We start from the raw sequence: 18,277 nt of genomic DNA, 5'->3' as shown, positions 1-18,277 counted from the left end.
CCTGGTGTGCCCTGAGTTTTCCCTTGGCCCGTCCGGATCATCCGCGGTTCTCGGCGCGGCGGTAACGCAGCAGGACGGCCTGTCCGTCGAAGACCCGGGAATCCGCCAGCTCCAGGCCGAACCGGCCGGTGGCGCCGGGGAAGGCGCGCTTCCCGCCGCCGAGCACGACCGGGTGCACGACGACGAGGTACTCGTCGATCAGGCCGAGCCCGGTGAGCGCCCCGGCCAGTTCCGCGCCGCCCATGAGCACGATGTCCCCGCCGGGTTCCCGTTTCAGCGCGGCGGTTTCCGCGGCGAGGTCGGCACCGAGGACCCGGGTGTTCCAGTCCGCCTTCTCCAGCGTGCGCGAGAAGACCACCTTCGGGGTCGCGCGCCAGACCGGGGCGAAGGCCAGGTCGTGCGGGTGGTCGGTGTGCGACTCGGCCTCGGGCCAGTACGCCGCCATCATCTCCCACACCCGGCGGCCGTAGGCGAAGGTGCCGCTCCGGTCGGTCAGGGCCTGCGAGTAGGCGGACAGCTCGGGGCCCATGACCGGCCAGTCGAATTCGCCGTTGGGCCCTTCGACGTAGCCGTCGAGGGAGGTGTGGACCAGGTGGACGATCTCGCGCATGGGGTGCTCCTCGCTCGGTGGAGTGTGCCTTCACCGGGTGGTCGGAGCACCCCGCGCGGCTTTGACATCCTCGCCGGAAACTTCTTTCCGCGCCGGGGTCAGTACTCGTCGTGACGACGCCACCACGAGCCGGGCGCGTCCGTGCCGGGGCTGTTCTCCTCCCAGGCCTCCTGGCGCCCGAACGGAGTGAGATCGAGGTAGCGCAGGGTGCCGACGAGCTGGTCGCCGCCGCGGCCGGAGGTGAAGTAGGTGCGGTAGACGTCCTCGCCGTCGCGCAGGAACACGCTGATCCCGAAGCCGCCGCCGACGCCGCAGTCCTCGGTGAAGCCGCTGCCGTACGCGGAGGCCCAGGGCACGGTCCAGCCCATCCGCGTCTTGTACCGCTCGATCTCCGCGAGCGTGGCCGGGGCGACGAGGGTGAGGGTGACGTCGCGCGCGTGCAGGTGCGCGAGATGGCCCATGTTGTCGACCAGCAGCGAGCAGCCGGGGCAGCCCGCGTCGTCGCCGGGGTGCAGCATGAAGTGGTAGACGATCAGCTGACGGCGTCCCTCGAACAGGTCGAGCAGGCTCACCGTGCCGGACGGGGTGTCGAACGGGTACTTCGCGTCGAACCGCACCATCGGCAGCCCGCGTCGTTCGGCGGCCAGCGCGTCCTGTGCCCTGGTCAGCTCCTTTTCCTTGACCAGCAAGGCGTCCCGGGCGGTCTGCCACTCTTCGGGCGAGGCGATCTTCGGCAGGGTCATGGTGCTCTCCTTGTCCAGGGCTCGTGCTTCAGGTGAGGTGCCGCGTGAGGTCGTCGAACGCTTCGGACCAGCCGGTGTCGTGGCCGTCGCGCTCGGCGACGGACGGGAACCCGGTCTGGCGGAAGGTCATCTCGGTCTTGCCGCCGAGGTCGGCGAAGTCGATGGTGACGAGGGTCTGCTCGCGCAGGTCGCCCTCGGTGTCCCAGGCGAAGGTGAACACCAGCCGGTCCGGCGCGGAGAACTCCCGGTAGGCGCCGTGCATCCAGTGCTCGTCGTCGCCCGCTTCGTTGCGGATACACGCGCGCCACGCGCCGCCGGGCCGCGGGTCGAGGGTGACCGCCGGCGCGGTGTACCCCTTTGGGCCGAGCCAGGCGGCGAACTGGTCGGGGTCGGTCCACGCGGCGAACACCCGCTCCCGCGGCGCGTCGAACACGCGGGTGATGGTCAGTTCGTGGTCAGGCATCCGGGTTTCCTTCCTGGTTGCGCAGTAGGCGCAGGTGCTCGTCGAGCCGGTCGAACCCGTCCTCCCAGAACCGGCGGTAGGCCGCGACCCAGTCCGCGACGCCGGCGAGCGGCCCCGCTTCGAGCCGGCACGGCCGCCACTGGCGGGTGCGTCCCCGGCTGATGAGCCCGGCGTTCTCCAGCACCTTCAGGTGTTTCGACACCGCCTGCAGGCTCACCTCGAACGGGGCGGCCAGTTCGTTGACGGTCGCCTCGCCCGCCGAAAGCCGGGCGAGGATGGCGCGCCGCGTCGGGTCGGCGAGCGCGGCGAAGGTGGTGCTGAGCTGATCCGTCGGCATCTCGATCTCAATCGGTCAGTTAATTAACCTATGGGTTGAATATAGTGCCGAGCTGGGGTTTGTCAATCGCACGCGACGGACCGTGAGAGCCGCGTCACCGCTTCTAGGGTTTCCAATAGTAGGAAGTCCAAGTATTTTGGAAGGATGAGCAGCGACCTGTACCGGCCCGCGAACCCCGTCCGGTTCGTCACTTCGTCGAGCCTGTTCGACGGGCACGACGCGTCGATCAACATCATGCGGCGGATCCTGCAGTCGCAGGGCGCGGAGGTGGTGCACCTCGGCCACAACCGCTCGGTCGACGAGGTGGCCACCGCCGCCATCGCCGAGGACGTGCAGGGCGTCGCGATCTCGGCTTATCAGGGCGGGCACGTCGAGTACTTCTCCTATCTGGTGGAGCTGCTCGCCGAGCGCGGCGCCGGGCACATCAAGGTGTTCGGCGGCGGGGGAGGCGTGATCGTGCCCGCCGAGATCGAGCTGCTGCACTCGCGGGGGGTCGCGCGGATCTTCTCGCCGGAGGACGGGTACCGGCTGGGGCTGCCCGGCATGATCAACTCGATGATCGAGGCGTGCGACGTCGACCTTTCGGCTCGGCAGCCGTCCTCGATCGACGAGTTCCTCTCCGGGAACGTGCCCGCGCTGGCCAGGGTGCTCACCCAGCTCCAGGCCGGGACGCTGGCGCCGGAGTGGCTGGACGCGATCACCGAGGCGGCGAAGAAGCGTCCGGTGCCGGTCCTCGGGATCACCGGCACCGGTGGCTCGGGCAAGTCCTCGCTCACCGACGAGCTGATCCGCCGGTTCCGGCTCGACCAGGAGGACAAGCTGCGGATCGCGGTCCTCGCGGTCGACCCGACGCGCCGCCGGGGCGGGGGCGCGCTGCTCGGTGACCGGATCCGGATGAACTGCCTGGACGGCTCGCCGGTGTACTTCCGGTCGCTGGCGACGCGGGGGAGCAGCGGGGAGATCCCGGCCGGGCTGACCGAGTCCATCCTGGCCTGCAAGGCTTCCGGGTACGACCTGGTGATCGTCGAGACGCCGGGTATCGGCCAGGGCGACGCCGGGATCGTCGACTACGTCGACGAATCGCTGTACGTGATGACGCCGGAGTTCGGCGCCGCGTCGCAGCTGGAGAAGATCGACATGCTCGACTTCGCCGACGTCGTCGCGATCAACAAGTTCGAGCGCCGGGGCGCCGAGGACGCGCGCCGCGACGTCGCGCGCCAGCTCGTCCGCAACCGCGAGGCGTTCGGGGTGGACCCCGGCGACATGCCGGTTTTCGGGACCAGCGCGGCGAAGTTCAACGACGACGGCGTCACCGCGCTCTACCAGCACCTGCGGGATTCGCTGGCCGGGCGGGGCCTGACCGTGTCGGCCGGGGTGCTGCCGAAGGTCGAGGGCAAGGTGTCCACCGACGCCAGCACGATCATCCCCGGCAGCCGGGCGCGGTACCTGGCCGACATCGCCGAGACCGTGCGCGGTTACCACGCGAAGACCGAGCGGGAGGTCGCCGCCCTGCGCAAGCGGGAGCACCTGGCCGCCGCGCGGGAGGCGCTGCTGGGCGCCGACGCCTCGACCGACGCGCTCGACGGCCTGCTCGCCGCCGCCGAGTCCGATGTGGACGGTGAGTCGACGAACCTGCTCGCCCGCTTCCGCGAGCTGGCCAAGGCCTACCGCGAGGACGAGTTCGTGGTGAAGATCCGCGACAAGGAGCTGCGCACCGCGCTGTGGCGGGACACCCTGTCCGGCAACCGGATCCCGCGGGTGGCGCTGCCGCGCTACACCGAATCCGGTGAGCTGCTCTCGTTCCTGCGCCGGGAGAACCTGCCGGGCTACTTCCCCTACACCGCGGGCGTCTTCCCGTTCAAGCGGGACGGCGAGGACCCGGCGCGGATGTTCGCGGGCGAGGGCGACGCGTTCCGCACCAACCAGCGCTTCAAGCTGCTCTCGGCCGATTCCGAAGCGAAACGGCTCTCGACGGCGTTCGACTCGGTGACCCTGTACGGTCACGACCCGCACACGCGTCCCGACATCTACGGCAAGGTCGGCACCGCCGGGGTGTCCATCGCGACGGTCGAGGACATGAAGGTCCTCTACGACGGGTTCGACCTGACCGCGCCGAACACGTCGGTGTCGATGACCATCAACGGGCCCGCCCCGACGATCCTGGCGTTCTTCCTCAACACCGCGATCGACCAGCGGACCGAGGCGTTCCGCGCCGAGCACGGCCGCGAGCCGACCGCCGAGGAGATGTCGGAACTACGGGAATGGGCGCTGCGCAACGTCCGCGGCACCGTGCAGGCCGACATCCTCAAGGAGGACCAGGGCCAGAACACCTGCATCTTCTCCACCGAGTTCTCGCTGCGGATGATGGCCGACATCCAGGAGTGGTTCATCGACCACGGGGTCCGGAACTTCTACTCGGTGTCGATCTCGGGCTACCACATCGCCGAGGCCGGGGCGAACCCGATCTCGCAGCTGGCGCTCACCCTGTCCAACGGCTTCACCTACGTCGAGTCCTACCTCGCGCGCGGGATGGACGTCGACGACTTCGCGCCGAACCTGTCCTTCTTCTTCTCCAACGGGATGGACGCGGAGTACTCGGTGCTGGGCCGGGTCGCGCGGCGGATCTGGGCGGTGGCGATGCGGGAGCGCTACGGCGCGAACGAGCGCTCGCAGAAGCTCAAGTACCACGTGCAGACCTCGGGCCGCTCGCTGCACGCGCAGGAGATGAGCTTCAACGACATCCGCACCACGCTGCAGGCGCTGTGTGCCCTCTACGACAACGCGAACTCCTTGCACACCAACGCTTTCGACGAGGCGGTCACCACGCCGTCGGAGGCCTCGGTGCGGCGCGCGATGGCCATCCAGATGATCATCAACAAGGAGTGGGGCCTGTCGAAGAACGAGAACCCGTTGCAGGGCTCGTTCATCATCGACGAGCTGACCGACCTGGTCGAGGAGGCCGTGCTCACCGAGTTCGACCGGATCTCCGAACGCGGCGGCGTGCTCGGCGCGATGGAGACCGGCTACCAGCGCGGCAAGATCCAGGACGAGTCCCTGCTGTACGAGCGTAAGAAGCACGACGGCTCGCTGCCGATCATCGGCGTCAACACCTTCCGCAACCCGCGCGAGGGCGAGGACGACGTCGAGATCGAGCTGGCGCGGGCCACCGAGGACGAGAAGCGCTCGCAGCTGGCGCGGCTGGAGGACTTCCAGGGCAGGCACCGCGAGGAGGCCCAGCAGGCGCTGAAGGCGCTGCGCGAGGCGGCCACCCGCGGCGGCAACCTGTTCGAGGTGCTGATGGACGCCGCGCGGGTGTGCTCGCTGGGCCAGATCACCGAGGCGTTCTTCGAGGTCGGCGGGCAGTACCGCCGCAACGTCTGACGCCCCGGCGCTTCACGCGAACGCGTCGACCCCGGTGAGTCCGGCCGAGAACGCCCAGAGGCGCTCGGCCTCACCGGGGTCGGTCGCGTGGGCGCGGACGCCGGAGACCATGTCGTCGCGATCGGTGGGTTCGGCGATGTCGCAGTCCTCGCAGTAGACGCCGCCGAGTCCGGCCAGTGCCGGGGACGTCGCCGCCCACACCTGGGTGGCCGCGCCCCGCGCCGGGGTCTTGAACGTCGGGTCGATCACCGTGCCGTGCTCGTCGATCCAGCCGTTGCCGACCATCTCCGCGGTGTCGAGATGCCGGGTCAGCGGGGTGAGGATCTTGCCGGGGTGCAGGGAAAACGCCCGCACGCCAACGTCTTTCGCCAGGGTGTCGAGGTGGCGGGCGAACAGCGCGTTCGCGGTTTTCGCCTGTCCGTAGGCGAGGAAGCGGTCGTAGCCGGTCTCGAAGTGCACGTTGTCCCAGCGGATCCCGCTGAGCTGGTGGCCGGCCGAGGACACCGCGACCACGCGCGCGCCGTCGTGGGCGAGCGCCGGCCAGAGCCGGTTGACCAGCGCGAAGTGGCCGAGGTGATTGGTCGCGAACTGGGCCTCCCAGCCGGGTCCGACCCGGGTTTCCGGGCAGGCCATGATCCCGGCTCCCGCGACGAGGATGTCTATTTTTCTTTTGGTGGCGAGAAAACTCTCCGCGAAGGCCTGGACACTACCGAGGTCGCCGAGGTCGAGTTCGCCGATCTCGGCTCCTTCGACGCCGTCGAGCGCGTCGCGGGCGGAGGACGGGCGGCGGGCCGGGACGACGACGCGGGCGCCCGCCCCGGCCAGCGCGCGCGTGGTTTCGAGGCCGATGCCGGAGTAGCCGCCGGTGACGAGCGCGAGCTTGCCGGAGAGGTCGATCCCGGCGAGGACGTCGCCGGTGGTGCTGTGGGCGCCGAAGCCCGAGCCGATCCTGTGCTGAGTGGTCACGGGGCGGGACGGTACGGGCTGGAGTGCGCTCCAGCGCAAGCCCTTCCTGGGGTAAACCCCACCCTGAGCGGGTGGTTGTCCGCAGTGTGCGCCGGGCGGCGGGCTCGTAACTTCACGAGCATGACTTCCATACATCGCTGGGGGGCCGCGCTCGTCGCGGGTGCCGTCGCCTGCACCCTCGTCGCCGGTCCGGGGACGGCCGAAGCACAGGAAAGGGGACGGCTCACCGACGTCGTGCGGCTGCGTTCGGTGAGCGCCGAGAACACGAAGGCGGAGCTGACCGCGACCGGGTTTTCCGCCGCCGCGGTGCGGTACGGCGTGGACACCTTCCGGCTGGAGTACCGGACGGTCGACGCGCGGAAACGGCCGACCACCGCGAGCGGCCTGCTGGTGCTGCCCGCCGGCGGGCCGGCCGAACTGTCCACTGTGGTCACCGAGCACGGGACCACCTCGTATCGCGGTGACGCGCCTTCGATGAGCGTCGAGGACTTCGCGTCCTCGCCCGCGCTGACCTACGGGTCGGCGGGGTTCGCCGCGGTCGCGCCCGACTACCTCGGGCTGGGCACCGGGCCCGGATACCACCCGTGGATGGACGTGCCGTCCGAGACCACCGCGTCACTGGACATGCTGCGGGCCACGCGGGAGTTCCTCGGGCGGCGGATGGGCTCCGACGTGGTCGTCACCGGCTTCTCCCAGGGTGCCTCGGCGGGGCTCGGCCTGGCGCGGGCACTGGACGAGCGCGCGGACCCGCGGTTCCGGCTCCGCGCGCTGGCCCCGATCAGCGGTGCCTACTCCTTCCGTGACGTCGAGATCCCCGCGTTGCTGGCCGGTGAACTCGACAAGAAGTCGAGCGCGTTGTACGCGGCGTACCTGCTCGTGTCCTGGAACCGGTCGCACCACCTCTACCGGTCACCGTCGGAGATGTTCCGCGCGCCGTACGACAAGACGATCGAAGGGCTCTTCGACGGCGAGCACACCGGCCGGCAGCTCATGGCGGGTACGCCCGGCACGGTCGGTGAGCTGCTCACCCCGGCCGCGATCGAGCTGCTGCGGAATCCGTCGCCGCGCTTCGCGGCCGCGCTGCGGGTCACCGACGGCGTCTGCGCGGGCTGGAATCCGCGGGTGCCGACGCGGTTGTACGTGATGCCCGGCGACGACCAGGCGATCGCGGCGAACACCGGCAGCTGTGCCGCGCGGTTCGGTGCCGCCGGGGCCCGTCCGCAGGTGGTTTCGCTGCCCACGTCCGTCCACAATGGATCGACACATCTCGCCTCGAACGTGCGCGCCACCGAGGACATCGTGCGCTGGCTCGTGCGCGACTTTTCCCGCCCGTGATCCGAGAGTCACCCGCAGGGGAGAGTTCCCGCCCGGGTGAGTGAACGCACCCGCTCGGCGCGGGGTACGTCCGGTGAGTTCCCCGGCACGGTGCGGTGACGTGCCGGGGAACTCGGCTGATCGTGCCGGGGACCCCTGGTGTCCCCGGCCACCGGGGCAGTGGACTGGGCACGTGCCGACGGCCCCGTCGCACGGAACCGGAGGGTGAAGACATGTTCGGTAAGGCAGCGATTCCCGTGCTGGTGCTGGCGGCCGGTGCGCTGGTGCCGATGGCGCCGAGCGCCGCGGCGAGCACCCAGAGCGTCCCGGACTGCGTGGGGTACGCGGTGGACGAGGGGGACGCCGAGGTGGACGTCGCCTTCCAGGCCTGCACCCAGGGCTCGCTCCTCGACTGCTACCGGACCTTCCGCGACGAGTACGGACGTCAGGAATGGGCGCTGGAGGCCTGCAAGCTCCGGGACTGAGCAGAAGGCGGCCAGGCCGGCCGGGGTGCCCCTCGTGCGGAACTAGGGACGGATCGCGGTCAGCTGCCACACGGCCGCCCGGACCCGGCCGCGGTCGTCGGTTTCGAGCGAGGACAGCGCGGCCCGGTCGAGCCGGTGGTCCGGCACCATGTTTTCGACGAGCGCCGCCATCTGCGCCGCGGTCGTCGCGGTGGTGTAGAGGGTGGGGACGAGCCGGGTGATGGTCCAGCTCTTCCCGACCGTTTCGCGCAGGTTGCGCTCGCTGATCCGGAACGGCGTGGGAAAGCCCTCGGGCAGCGCGTCGGAGAAACAGAAGATGTGCAGGCGGGCGCCGGGTTTCGTGGCGCGGGTCAGCGCGGCGACGTACTCGTGCCGCGCGTCCTCGGTGAGGCAGTGGTAGAGCGCGCTGTCCAGGACGGTGTCGAAGCGGTTCTCGAACCCGTCGAGCCGGGTCGCGTCGGCCTCGGCGAACTCCACCTCGACGCCCCTGGCGGTGGCGCGTTCCCGTGCCTGGCGCAGCGCGGAGGGCGCGCCGTCCACGCCGGTGACCCGGTGCCCGCGCGAGGCGAGGAAGATCGAGTTCTCGCCGAGGCCGCAGCCGACGTCGAGGACCTCGCCGCCGAACTCCCCGGCGCTTTCCAGTTCGACCAGCGCGGGCTGCGGCGCGCCGATGTCCCACGGCATGGTCGTGCTGCCCGCGCTGTCCCGGTACCACTGCTCGAAGTCGACGTCCTTGAGGTCGATCCCCTGGTCGGTCACGCTGTCCTCCCAATATTCAACGCTTGATGAGTTCCATCATCCGACCGGTGCCGGTGGGATGTCAACACGAACGGCGGGAATATCGGGAGTGCCCCGCGAGTAGGTCACTGACATGGACTTCGGCATTGGAACGTTTGTGACCGACGAGGGAATCCGGCCCGACGTGCTGGGCAGGGCGGTGGAGGAGCGGGGCTTCACGGCGCTGTCGCTGGCCGAGCACTCGCACATCCCGGCCAGCCGGGAAACGCCCTACCCGACCGGGGGCGACCTGCCGCGGGTCTACTACCGCACGCTCGACCCGTTCCTCGCGCTGACCGCGGCGGCGGTGGCGACGAAGAACCTCCGGCTCGGCACCGGGATCACGCTGCTGATCCAGCGCGACCTGATCCACACCGCCAAGGAGGTCGCCACGCTCGACCTGCTCTCCGGCGGGCGGTTCGACTTCGGTGTCGGCGTCGGCTGGAACCGGGAGGAGATGCGCAACCACGGCACCGACCCGGCCACCCGCGGCGCGCTGTTGAACGAGCAACTGGCCGCGCTCAAGGAGATCTGGGGCAAGGACGAGGCCGAGTTCCACGGCGAGCACGTCGACTTCGACCCGATCTTCTCCTGGCCGAAGCCGGTGGCCAAGCCCCATCCGCCGATCTTCGTCGGCGGCGCGAGCAAGGCGGCGCTGAACCGGCTGGCCGCGCACGGTGACGGCTGGATCCCGACCCCGGGCGCCCCGCCCGAGGAACTGCGGCGCGTCCGGAAGTGGCTGGCCGAGCAGGGCCGCACCGACGTCCCGTTCGTCGTCTGGGGCGCGCCCGCCGAGCAGGCGGTCCTCGACGGCTACGTCGAGGGCGGCGTCGATCAGGTGAACCTGATGTTGCCGACCCTGCCGGAGGGCGAGACGCTGCGGAAGTTGGACGAACTGGCCGCGTTCGCGCAGGCCAACCGCTGAAGGGTTTGATGACCTCGTGAGTGACGTACAAATCGGGCTGGCCGCGGCGCTGGAGCAGTTCTCGCCGCGCGAGTCGATCCGGCTGGCCGCGCTGGCCGAACAGCACGGGTTCTCCGGCCAGATGGCGGCGGACCACTTCCAGCCGTGGGTCCCCCAGCAGGGTGAGGCTTCGTTCGTGTGGAGCGTGCTCGCCTCGCTCGCGGAGAACACCACCGGCGACCTCGGGCCGGGCGTGACCTGCCCGTCGTTCCGGTTGCACCCGGCGATGGTCGCGCAGGCCGCGGCGACGCTGGAGGCGACCTACCCCGGCCGCACCTGGCTCGGGATCGGCTCCGGCGAGGCGCTCAACGAGCACATCATCGGCGGGTACTGGCCGGAGGCGCCGGAACGGGTCCGGCGGATGTTCGAGGCGCTGGAGATCATCCGGAAACTGTTCAGCGGCAAGGACGTCAAGCACGCGGGCGAGTTCTTCAAGCTGCACACCACGCGGCTGTGGACGCTGCCCGAGGCGCCGCCGCCGATCTACATCGCGTCGGCGGGCCCGTACACCTCGCGCAAGACCGGTGAGCTGGCCGACGGCCTGATCACGCCCGGCGCGTCGCTGGAGAAGCTGGGCGGGATCCTCGACAACTTCAACGCGGGCGCGAAGAAGGCGGGCAAGGACCCGGACGCGATGCCGAAGCTGCTGCAGGTGCACCTGTCCTGGGCCGAGGACGACGAGACGGCGTGGGCGAACGCGCTGGACCAGTGGCCCAACGGCGGCATGAAGTTCCCGAAGGCCGACATCCGCTCGCCGTTCGACTTCGCGCAGATGGCGAAGCTGGTGCGGCGCGAGGACTTCGAGGGCCGCATGGTCGTCTCGGCCGATCCGGACGTGCACCGCGCGGCACTGCAGAAGTACGTGGACGCCGGGTTCACGCGGATCTACGTCCACAACGTGGGACGCAACCAGGACGCGTTCGTCGAGACCTTCGGCCGCGAGGTCCTGCCGAAACTCACCGCGTAAGGGGGTTTCGAACGCCCCAATGTGGCATTGGGTGCGTTGGACGCACCCAATGTGGCGTTCGGTGCGTTGGACGCACCGAACGCCACATTGGGGCACTCGACCGTAGCTAGTTCTTGTCCAGCAGCAGGTGCACGGACAGTTCGACGCGGTGCGCGACGTCGGCGGCCGACGCGCGGCGGGTCACCCAGGCCACCAGGTTCGCCATCCAGACGTCGGCGATGACGTGGAAGATGTCGCGGTCGGCCTCGGTCGGGTCGGAGATGCCCATCGCCTTGGCGAACATGTTCTCCATGAGCCGCCCGACCTGTTCGACCTCGGCGGCGGCCGAGGTGTCGGCGAACATGAACGCGCGCACCATGGCCTCGGTCAGGTGCGGGTCGCGCTGCATGAGCCGGGTGTTGCGGCCGAGCACGAACATCAGCCGCTCGGCCGGGGTGTCGCCGGGGATGGCCGAGCGCTCCAGCTTTTCCTGCGCCCGTTCGAACTCCCTGGCCAGCCCGGAGACCAGCAGGTGGATCTTGGACGGGAAGTAGCGGTACAGCGTGCCCAGCGCGACGTCGGCCTTCTCCGCGACCGCGCGCATCTGGACCGCGTCGTACCCGCCCTTGGCGGCGAGCGCGAGGGTCGCGTCGATGATCCGGCGCCGCCGGTCGCGCTGGGCGGCCGAGCCCAGCTCCTCGGTGCCCGCGCCGCTCAGCCCGTTGCCGCGCCCCTTCGCGGCCACCGGCGCCTTCGCCTTTCCTGGCATTGGCTTCTCCCCGCTCTCCCGAAGAGGCTCCTGTGGGATTCTTCGGAACTTGTTCCAGTTCTCCGGCATAGCGTACCTGTCCTGGCGGACTGTCCGACTGGTGACCCACTGGCCGAAAAACTGTAACACGTTCTACACTCGTGAGTAGTTTGTTCCGGTGCTACCGCGAGGAGGTCGCCGATGCCGGTCGCGCTGACCGAAGAACAGGCCGCGCTGGCCGCCGCCATCCAGGATTGGGCGGCGGCACGCCATCCGGTCGACGTCGTCCGCGCCGCCGAGGCCACCTGCGGCGCGACGGTCCCGCCGGGGTTCGCCGAGCTCGGGCTGTTCGGCGTCGCGCTCCCCGAGGACGCCGGGGGCGCGGGTGGCACGCCCGCCGACCTCGCCGCCGGGATCGCGGCCGCCGCCGAGGCGTTGGTGCCCGGCCCGGTGCTCGGCACCGCGCTGGCCGGGCTGCTGCTCGCCGGTGACCCGGATCGCCCGTGTGCCAAGGAGATCCTGCCCGCACTGGCCGAGGGCACCGCACACGCCGCGGTCGTGCTGGACGCGGTGTTCACCACTTCGGGCGACGCTCTGATCCTGGACGGCGAGAGCAGACCGGTACTCGACGCGCATCCCGCGTCCTGGTTGCTGGTGCCCTGCGAAGGCGGGTACGTCCCGCTCGCGCCGGGGACCCCCGGGGTCACGGTGGAGCCGGTGACGGCGTTCGACTTCTCCCGTCCGCTCGGCCGGGTCCGGTTCAGCGGCGTCGAGGTCGCGGCCGAGGCCGTGCTGCCGGTGTCCGGCAGCGACCTGACGGACCTCGCCGCGACGCTGGGTGTCGCGGAGGCGGCCGGGGTCGCCCGCTGGTGCCTCACGACGGCGGTCGAATACGCGAAGGTCCGGGAGCAGTTCGGTCGCCCGATCGGGGCATTCCAGGCGGTCAAGCACCTGTGCGCGGAGATGCTCAGCCGCGCCGAGGCCGCCGAGGCGCTCGCCTGGGACGCCGCCGCCACCGGGCATCCGCTGGCCGTCGCGGCGGCCGCGTCGGTCGCGCTGGACGCCGCGGTCGACAACGCCAAGGACTGTGTCCAGGTCCTCGGCGGCATCGGGTTCACCTGGGAGCACGACGCGCACCTGTACCTGCGCCGCGCGATCGCGCTGCGACGGTGGCTGGGCGGGTCGGGACGCTGGCGCCGCCGCGCGGCCGATCTGACCGTCGGCGGTACGCGCCGCACCCTCGCCGTCGACGTCGGACAGGACGCCGCGCTGCGCGAACAGGTCGCCGGGATCGCTTGCCTGCCAACGGAAGAACAGCGGACGGCGCTGGCGGACACCGGTCTGCTCGCGCCGCACTGGCCCGCCCCGTACGGCCGGGACGCGGGCGCCGCCGAGCAGCTCCGCATCGACGCCGCGCTCGCCGATGCCGGCGTGCGCCGTCCCGACCTCGTCGTCGGCGCCTGGGCCGTGCCCACCATCCTCGAACACGGCTCGGACGAACAGCGGGCCCGCTTCGCGCTGCCGACGCTGCGCGGGGAACTGACCTGGTGCCAGCTGTTCAGCGAGCCCGGCGCCGGTTCGGACCTCGCCTCACTGCGCACGGCCGCGCGCCGCGCCGACGGCGGCTGGCGGATCACCGGGCAGAAGGTGTGGACCTCGCTCGCGCGCGAAGCGGACTGGGGCATCTGCCTGGCCCGCACCGACCCGGAAGCCCCCAAACACAAGGGAATCACGTACTTCCTGGTGGACATGCGCGCCGAGGGCATCACGACCCGGCCCCTGCGCGAGATCACCGGCGAGGCCGTGTTCAACGAGGTGTTCCTCGACGACGTCTTCGTGCCGGACACCGACGTCGTCGGGGAGATCGACGGCGGCTGGCGGCTGGCACGCACCACGCTCGCCAACGAACGCGTCGCGCTCGGCAGCGGTTCCTCGGTCGGGGAGGGCGTGGAAAACCTGGTGGCGGCACTGGATCCCGTGCGGCTGGACGAGGTCGCGCGGGACCGGCTCGGCGGCCTGATCGGCCAGGGGAGCGCGTGCGCGGTCCTCGACCTCCGCGCGACGCTGCGGCGTCTCGACGGGCAGGACCCCGGCGCCGAATCGAGTGTCCGCAAGCTGCTCGGTGTCCGGCACCGGCAGGACGTCGCGGAGTTCGCGCTCGACCTGCACGGCACCGACGTGCTCGTGGCGGGCGGGGAAGCGGCGGCCGCGGAGCACGAGTTCCTGGTGTCCCGCTGCCTTTCCATCGCGGGCGGTACCACCCAGGTGCTGCGTTCGCTCACGGCGGAACGGCTGCTCGGCCTGCCCCGCTGAGGCGTCCGGCCGGGCCGCCCGGCGGGTGCGGTACCGCCGTTTGTCGTACCCGTGGCATACCGTGCACGGCGTGGAGTTCCCAGCAGGCACCCAGGCCACCTACGTCCCCTCGGATCCGCCGAGAGACGGGGTATTGGCGCTGTGGGGCGAAGGAGTCGAGGGCGACACCGCCATCGAGCTCGTGCTACCGGAGGGCAAGAAGTTCCGGCGCGCGAAGGTCGCGGCGAACGTCGTCCCGATGGCGCGCGCCATCCCGCGGCTGCTGGTCGTCGGCGAGGACGCGAGCCCGGCGGTGGCCGCCTGGTCGGCCGCGGTCAACGCCGGGGTCAACCTCGTCGCGCGCGGCAGGCTGCGGCCCTCGGTCTCGCCCGGTGGGGTCGGCTCGTGGCGGGTCGGCCCGCTCGACGCGCGGGACGAGGAGTTGTTGCGCGGCCTGGCCGGCGCGTTGCCGCCCGAGGCGCACGCGCTGCCGCTGTCCGGGCTGAAACGGGTCCGGCTGCATTCCCCGGAGTCACTCGTGCGCGCGCTGTGGGACGCCACCGCGGACGTACTGGTGCGCACCCCGGCCGCCGAGGGGCCCGCCGCGTTCGCGGCGGCCCAGCCGACCCTGGTCGGCGCGGACGGCGCCGCCTGGCTCGCCGAGCTGGACGCGCGCCAGCCCCGCGGTGCCCAGCTCCTGCTGCGGGTCGAAGCCCGGCAGGAGGAGGGCCCGGAACCCACGTTCGCCGGGGTGCTGGCCGTGCGCAGCACCGCGGAGCCGAGCCTGGTGGTCGAGGCGGCGACGCTGTGGGACGCGCCGGACGCGGTGCTGCACCGGCTCGGTGACGGCGTCGAGACGCAGCTGCTGCTCGGCCTTCGTCGCGGCGCGCGGGCGTGGGCGCCGCTGGGGAAGGTGCTGGCCGAACCGGCGCCCGCCGAACTGCCGCTGAGCGACGAGGAGGTCGTCGACCTGCTCACCGACGGCAGCCGCGACCTCGGCGGCGCCGGGATCGAGGTGCTGTGGCAGAAGGGCCTGTTCAGCGGCGAGGTCAAGGCGAAGGCCGGGGCCACCCAGCAGCCCGGCAGCGTCACCGGTCCGGTGTTCGACCTCAACGGGCTGCTGAAGTTCCGCTGGCGGCTCAGCCTCGGCGGCGAGGAACTGACCGACGCCGAGGTGGACGCGCTCGCCGAGGCGAAGCGTCCGCTCGTGCGCCTGCGCGGGCAGTGGGTCCGGGTCGATCCCGGGCTGCTGGCCAGGATGCGCGCCCGGCGCGAGCGCACGCTCACCGGCGCGCAGGCACTGGCCGCCGCGCTGACCGGGGAACTGGAGCTGGACGGCGAACGCGTGGAGTTCACCGCGCCGCCGGTGCTGGGCGGGCTCGCCGAGCGGATCAGGGCGCGGGCCGGGGAACCCGTCGAACCGCCACCCGGCCTGCACGCCACGCTGCGCCCGTACCAGCGCGCCGGGCTCGCCTGGCTGGCCACCATGACGGGCCTGGGGCTGGGCGCCTGTCTCGCCGACGACATGGGGCTGGGCAAGACGATCCAGCTGATCGCGCTGCACCTGCGCCGGCGGGAATCCTCGGCCGCCCCGGCGCTGGTGCTGTGCCCGACCTCGCTGCTGGGCAACTGGGAACGCGAGTTCGCCCGCTTCGCGCCAGGGGTCCCGGTCCGCCGGTTCCACGGCGGCAAGCGGCATCTGGACGAGCTGCTGCCCGGTGAGGTCGTGCTCGCCACCTACGGCGTGCTGCGCAGGGACCACGCCGCGCTGTCCGAAGTGGACTGGGGATTGGTCGCGGCCGACGAGGCGCAGCACGTCAAGAACCCGTTGTCCGCCACGGCGAAACAGCTGCGGAAGATCCCGGCGTCGGCGCGGGTGGCGCTCACCGGGACCCCGGTGGAGAACCGGCTCACCGAGCTGTGGTCCATTGTGGACTGGACGACGCCGGGGCTGCTCGGCCCGCTGGACCGCTTCCGCCGCACGGTGGCCCGGCCGATCGAGCGCGATCACGACCCCGCGGTCACCGAGCGGCTCGCCGCCACCGTCCGGCCGTTCCTGCTGCGGCGCCGCAAGACCGATCCGGACATCGCGCCGGAGCTGCCGCGCAAGACCGAGACCGACCGGTTCGTCCCGCTGACCGCGGAGCAGACCACCCTGTACGAGGCGGTGGTGCGGGAGAACCTCGCGCTGATCCGCGAGTCCGAGGGCGTGCAGCGGCGCGGTCAGGTGCTCAAGCTGCTCACCGAGCTCAAGCAGATCTGCAACCACCCCGCCCAGTACCTCAAGGAGCCACGCGGCACGCTGACCGGGCGCTCGGGCAAGTTCGCCGCGTTCGAGGAACTGCTCGACGTCATCCTCGACGAGGGGGACAGCGTGCTGGTGTTCAGCCAGTACGTGAAGCTGTGCGAGCTGCTGGAACGCAGGCTGGCCGAGCGCGGGCTGCCGGTGGCGCTGCTGTCCGGGAAGAACACGCCCGCCGAGCGGGAGGACATGGTCGAGCGGTTCCAGGCGGGGGAGGTCCCGGTGTTCCTGCTCTCGCTCAAGGCGGGCGGGGTCGGACTGAACCTGACCAGGGCCACCCACGTCATCCACTACGACCGGTGGTGGAACCCCGCGGTGGAGGACCAGGCCACCGACCGGGCGTACCGGATCGGCCAGGAGCGGCCGGTCCAGGTGCACCGGCTGATCGCCGAAGGGACCCTGGAAGAGCGGATCGCGGCCGTGCTGGAACAGAAGCGGGGGCTGGCCGACGCGGTCGTCGGCGCGGGCGAGGACTGGATCACCGAGCTGTCCGACGATCAGCTCGCCGATCTGGTCCGCCTGGGCTCCGGCTGATGCCGCCACGGCGGACGTTCGGCCGCACCTGGTGGGGGCGAGCCTGGGTCGAAGCGCTGGAACAACGGGCGAAGCTGGATCCGAACCGGTTGCCGCGCGGACGGACCTACGCGCGCAAGGGCACCGTCGGCGAGCTGGCGCTCGGCGCGGGGGAGATCTCCGCGCGGGTGCGCGGGAGCCGCCCGTCGCCGTACCGGGTGAGCATCCGGATGCGGGAGTTCACCGCGCCGGAATGGGACGCGCTGCTCGGTGTCGCGGGCACCCGGCTCGGGCACACCGCGGCGCTGCTCGACGGCGAGCTGCCGGAGGAACTGGCCGACCGGGCCCGGGAGGCCGGGGCCGATCTGCTGCCCGGCCCCGGCGATCTGCGCCCCCGGTGTTCCTGCCCGGACCCGGCCAATCCGTGCAAGCACGTCGCGGCCGTGTACTACGTCGTGGCCGACGAGGTCGACGCCGATCCGTTCGTGCTGTTCCTGTTGCGTGGCAGGCCCCGCGACGACGTGCTCGCCGAACTGCGTGCCCGCCGCGCGCCACGCGGTGACAGCGCCGGGAAGTCCGGGAAGCCCTTGCCCCGGAAGAAGAATCCGGGCCTGACCCCGCGTGCCGCCTACGGCCGCCGGGTGGGGCAGGTACCGCCGCTGCCGCCGGTTCCCGAGGCCGCCGGGCCCCCGGCCGTGCTCGACCTCGACCCGCCGGTGAGCACCGGCTGGACCGCCGCCGGGCTGGCCGCGCTCGCCGCCGACGCCGCCGCGCTGGCCCGCGACCTGCTCGTCCACGGCGCGCCGGCCGGGACGGAGCTGACCTTCGAGGAGGACCTGGCCCGCCGCGCCGCCACCCGCGCCGAAGGCGACCTCGCCGCGCTGGCCGCGGCCGGGGAGGTGACGCCCCGGGAGCTGGCCCGCTGGGCACACGCCTGGCGGGAAGGGGGCCGCGGTGGCCTCGCCGCGCTCCGGGAACCCTGGCAGCCGGGCCCCGGCCCGCTCGCGCGGGCCCGCGCCGAACTCGCCGAGTCCGGCCTGCCCGGCGAGGTCAGGATCTGGCGCAACCGGGTCACCCGGGGCGAGGTCCAGCTCCGCTACGGCCGCGACGCGCACTGGTACCGCTTCGTCCGCGAAGGCCCCGACTGGCACCTGGACGCCCCACCGTCCGAGGACCCCCTGAACCTCACCTACCCACCCTGACCCGACCGCCCAGGTACCCGAGTTACGCGTCCAATCACGCGAGTGTGCCGCCTGATCACGCGAGTACGCCACAGAATCACACGAGCCGACCACCCAGGTACGCGAGCCGACTGCCCAAGTACGCGAGCCGTCCGTCCCGGTACACGCGAGTTCGCCGCTCAATCACGCGAGTTCGCTACCGGATCACGCGAGTGCGCTGTCCGATCACGCACGCCGCCCGGGCCACCCGGCTCG

The 18,277-nt window shown here is 71.6% G+C and carries 15 protein-coding genes; 8 read left to right on the top strand and 7 right to left on the bottom strand.

The annotated features are described in order from the left end of the window. Positions 1–37: 37 nt before the first annotated feature. The 4 genes from ABD987_RS06135 to ABD987_RS06120 all read right to left on the bottom strand — a co-directional run bounded on the left by ABD987_RS06135 (position 38) and on the right by ABD987_RS06120 (position 2,153). Positions 38–610 (bottom strand): dihydrofolate reductase family protein, encoded by a 573-nt coding sequence (locus ABD987_RS06135; protein ID WP_345387849.1) that lies wholly within the window; start codon positions 608–610, stop codon positions 38–40. A 98-nt stretch (positions 611–708) separates the two neighbouring features. Then, complete coding sequence (locus tag ABD987_RS06130) at positions 709–1,353, bottom strand: DUF899 domain-containing protein (RefSeq protein WP_345387847.1); 645 nt, start codon at positions 1,351–1,353, stop codon at positions 709–711. Between the two features lie 28 nt (positions 1,354–1,381). Beyond that, positions 1,382–1,816, bottom strand: a complete 435-nt coding sequence (locus ABD987_RS06125) for an SRPBCC family protein (protein WP_345387845.1) — start codon at positions 1,814–1,816, stop codon at positions 1,382–1,384. Then, positions 1,809–2,153: an ArsR/SmtB family transcription factor gene (locus ABD987_RS06120; protein WP_345387843.1), complete on the bottom strand. Its 345-nt coding sequence runs from the start codon at positions 2,151–2,153 to the stop codon at positions 1,809–1,811. Before ABD987_RS06120 ends, ABD987_RS06125 begins: the two co-directional genes overlap by 8 nt. 144 nt (positions 2,154–2,297) lie before the next feature. Between ABD987_RS06120 and icmF the strand changes: the two genes are divergently transcribed. After that, the gene (gene icmF, locus ABD987_RS06115) at positions 2,298–5,534 is read left to right on the top strand and encodes a fused isobutyryl-CoA mutase/GTPase IcmF (protein ID WP_345387841.1); all 3,237 of its coding nucleotides are present in this window, start codon (positions 2,298–2,300) and stop codon (positions 5,532–5,534) included. Positions 5,535–5,546: 12 nt separating this feature from the next. Here the strand turns inward: icmF and ABD987_RS06110 are convergent, their stop codons facing one another. Beyond that, the gene (locus ABD987_RS06110; RefSeq protein WP_345387839.1) at positions 5,547–6,500 is read right to left on the bottom strand and encodes an SDR family NAD(P)-dependent oxidoreductase; all 954 of its coding nucleotides are present in this window, start codon (positions 6,498–6,500) and stop codon (positions 5,547–5,549) included. 120 nt (positions 6,501–6,620) lie between these two features. Between ABD987_RS06110 and ABD987_RS06105 the strand changes: the two genes are divergently transcribed. Continuing rightward, entirely contained in the window at positions 6,621–7,835 is a 1,215-nt protein-coding gene (locus tag ABD987_RS06105; protein WP_345387837.1) for an acetylxylan esterase family protein, read from the top strand. 212 nt (positions 7,836–8,047) lie between these two features. Next, entirely contained in the window at positions 8,048–8,299 is a 252-nt protein-coding gene (locus tag ABD987_RS06100; RefSeq protein ID WP_345387835.1) for a hypothetical protein, read from the top strand. A 42-nt stretch (positions 8,300–8,341) separates the two neighbouring features. Here the strand turns inward: ABD987_RS06100 and ABD987_RS06095 are convergent, their stop codons facing one another. Next, positions 8,342–9,058, bottom strand: a complete 717-nt coding sequence (locus ABD987_RS06095) for a class I SAM-dependent methyltransferase (RefSeq protein ID WP_345387833.1) — start codon at positions 9,056–9,058, stop codon at positions 8,342–8,344. Between the two features lie 112 nt (positions 9,059–9,170). Between ABD987_RS06095 and ABD987_RS06090 the strand changes: the two genes are divergently transcribed. After that, entirely contained in the window at positions 9,171–10,001 is an 831-nt protein-coding gene (locus ABD987_RS06090) for an LLM class F420-dependent oxidoreductase (RefSeq protein ID WP_345387831.1), read from the top strand. A 16-nt stretch (positions 10,002–10,017) separates the two neighbouring features. Beyond that, positions 10,018–11,007 (top strand): TIGR03557 family F420-dependent LLM class oxidoreductase, encoded by a 990-nt coding sequence (locus ABD987_RS06085; protein ID WP_345387829.1) that lies wholly within the window; start codon positions 10,018–10,020, stop codon positions 11,005–11,007. 106 nt (positions 11,008–11,113) lie between these two features. Here the strand turns inward: ABD987_RS06085 and kstR are convergent, their stop codons facing one another. After that, complete coding sequence (kstR, locus tag ABD987_RS06080; RefSeq protein WP_345387827.1) at positions 11,114–11,755, bottom strand: cholesterol catabolism transcriptional regulator KstR; 642 nt, start codon at positions 11,753–11,755, stop codon at positions 11,114–11,116. Between the two features lie 180 nt (positions 11,756–11,935). Here kstR and ABD987_RS06075 point away from each other — a divergent pair, with 180 nt between their 5' ends. The 3 genes from ABD987_RS06075 to ABD987_RS06065 all read left to right on the top strand — a co-directional run bounded on the left by ABD987_RS06075 (position 11,936) and on the right by ABD987_RS06065 (position 18,043). Next, positions 11,936–14,047, top strand: coding sequence for an acyl-CoA dehydrogenase family protein (locus tag ABD987_RS06075; RefSeq protein WP_345387825.1), 2,112 nt, complete (start codon positions 11,936–11,938; stop codon positions 14,045–14,047). A gap of 70 nt (positions 14,048–14,117) precedes the next feature. Then, positions 14,118–16,862 (top strand): DEAD/DEAH box helicase, encoded by a 2,745-nt coding sequence (locus tag ABD987_RS06070; protein WP_378214050.1) that lies wholly within the window; start codon positions 14,118–14,120, stop codon positions 16,860–16,862. Then, positions 16,862–18,043, top strand: a complete 1,182-nt coding sequence (locus tag ABD987_RS06065) for an SWIM zinc finger family protein (RefSeq protein WP_345387821.1) — start codon at positions 16,862–16,864, stop codon at positions 18,041–18,043. The genes ABD987_RS06070 and ABD987_RS06065 overlap by 1 nt, the downstream gene beginning before the upstream one ends. Positions 18,044–18,277: the final 234 nt, after the last annotated feature.

This window comes from Amycolatopsis samaneae (genome assembly GCF_039541975.1).
GTDB lineage: Bacteria > Actinomycetota > Actinomycetes > Mycobacteriales > Pseudonocardiaceae > Amycolatopsis > Amycolatopsis samaneae.
The sequence above is the reverse complement of the archived record's forward strand: the minus strand, read 5'-3'. Positions and strand labels throughout refer to the sequence as shown.

Coding starts and splice junctions, on each gene's coding strand:
- ABD987_RS06120 (WP_345387843.1), bottom strand. CDS start 2,153: ATGCCGACGGATCAGCTCAGCACCACCTTCGCCGCGCTCGCCGACCCG.
- kstR (WP_345387827.1), bottom strand. CDS start 11,755: ATGCCAGGAAAGGCGAAGGCGCCGGTGGCCGCGAAGGGGCGCGGCAAC.
- ABD987_RS06105 (WP_345387837.1), top strand. CDS start 6,621: ATGACTTCCATACATCGCTGGGGGGCCGCGCTCGTCGCGGGTGCCGTC.
- ABD987_RS06075 (WP_345387825.1), top strand. CDS start 11,936: ATGCCGGTCGCGCTGACCGAAGAACAGGCCGCGCTGGCCGCCGCCATC.
- ABD987_RS06090 (WP_345387831.1), top strand. CDS start 9,171: ATGGACTTCGGCATTGGAACGTTTGTGACCGACGAGGGAATCCGGCCC.
- ABD987_RS06100 (WP_345387835.1), top strand. CDS start 8,048: ATGTTCGGTAAGGCAGCGATTCCCGTGCTGGTGCTGGCGGCCGGTGCG.
- ABD987_RS06130 (WP_345387847.1), bottom strand. CDS start 1,353: ATGACCCTGCCGAAGATCGCCTCGCCCGAAGAGTGGCAGACCGCCCGG.
- ABD987_RS06065 (WP_345387821.1), top strand. CDS start 16,862: ATGCCGCCACGGCGGACGTTCGGCCGCACCTGGTGGGGGCGAGCCTGG.
- ABD987_RS06125 (WP_345387845.1), bottom strand. CDS start 1,816: ATGCCTGACCACGAACTGACCATCACCCGCGTGTTCGACGCGCCGCGG.
- icmF (WP_345387841.1), top strand. CDS start 2,298: ATGAGCAGCGACCTGTACCGGCCCGCGAACCCCGTCCGGTTCGTCACT.
- ABD987_RS06135 (WP_345387849.1), bottom strand. CDS start 610: ATGCGCGAGATCGTCCACCTGGTCCACACCTCCCTCGACGGCTACGTC.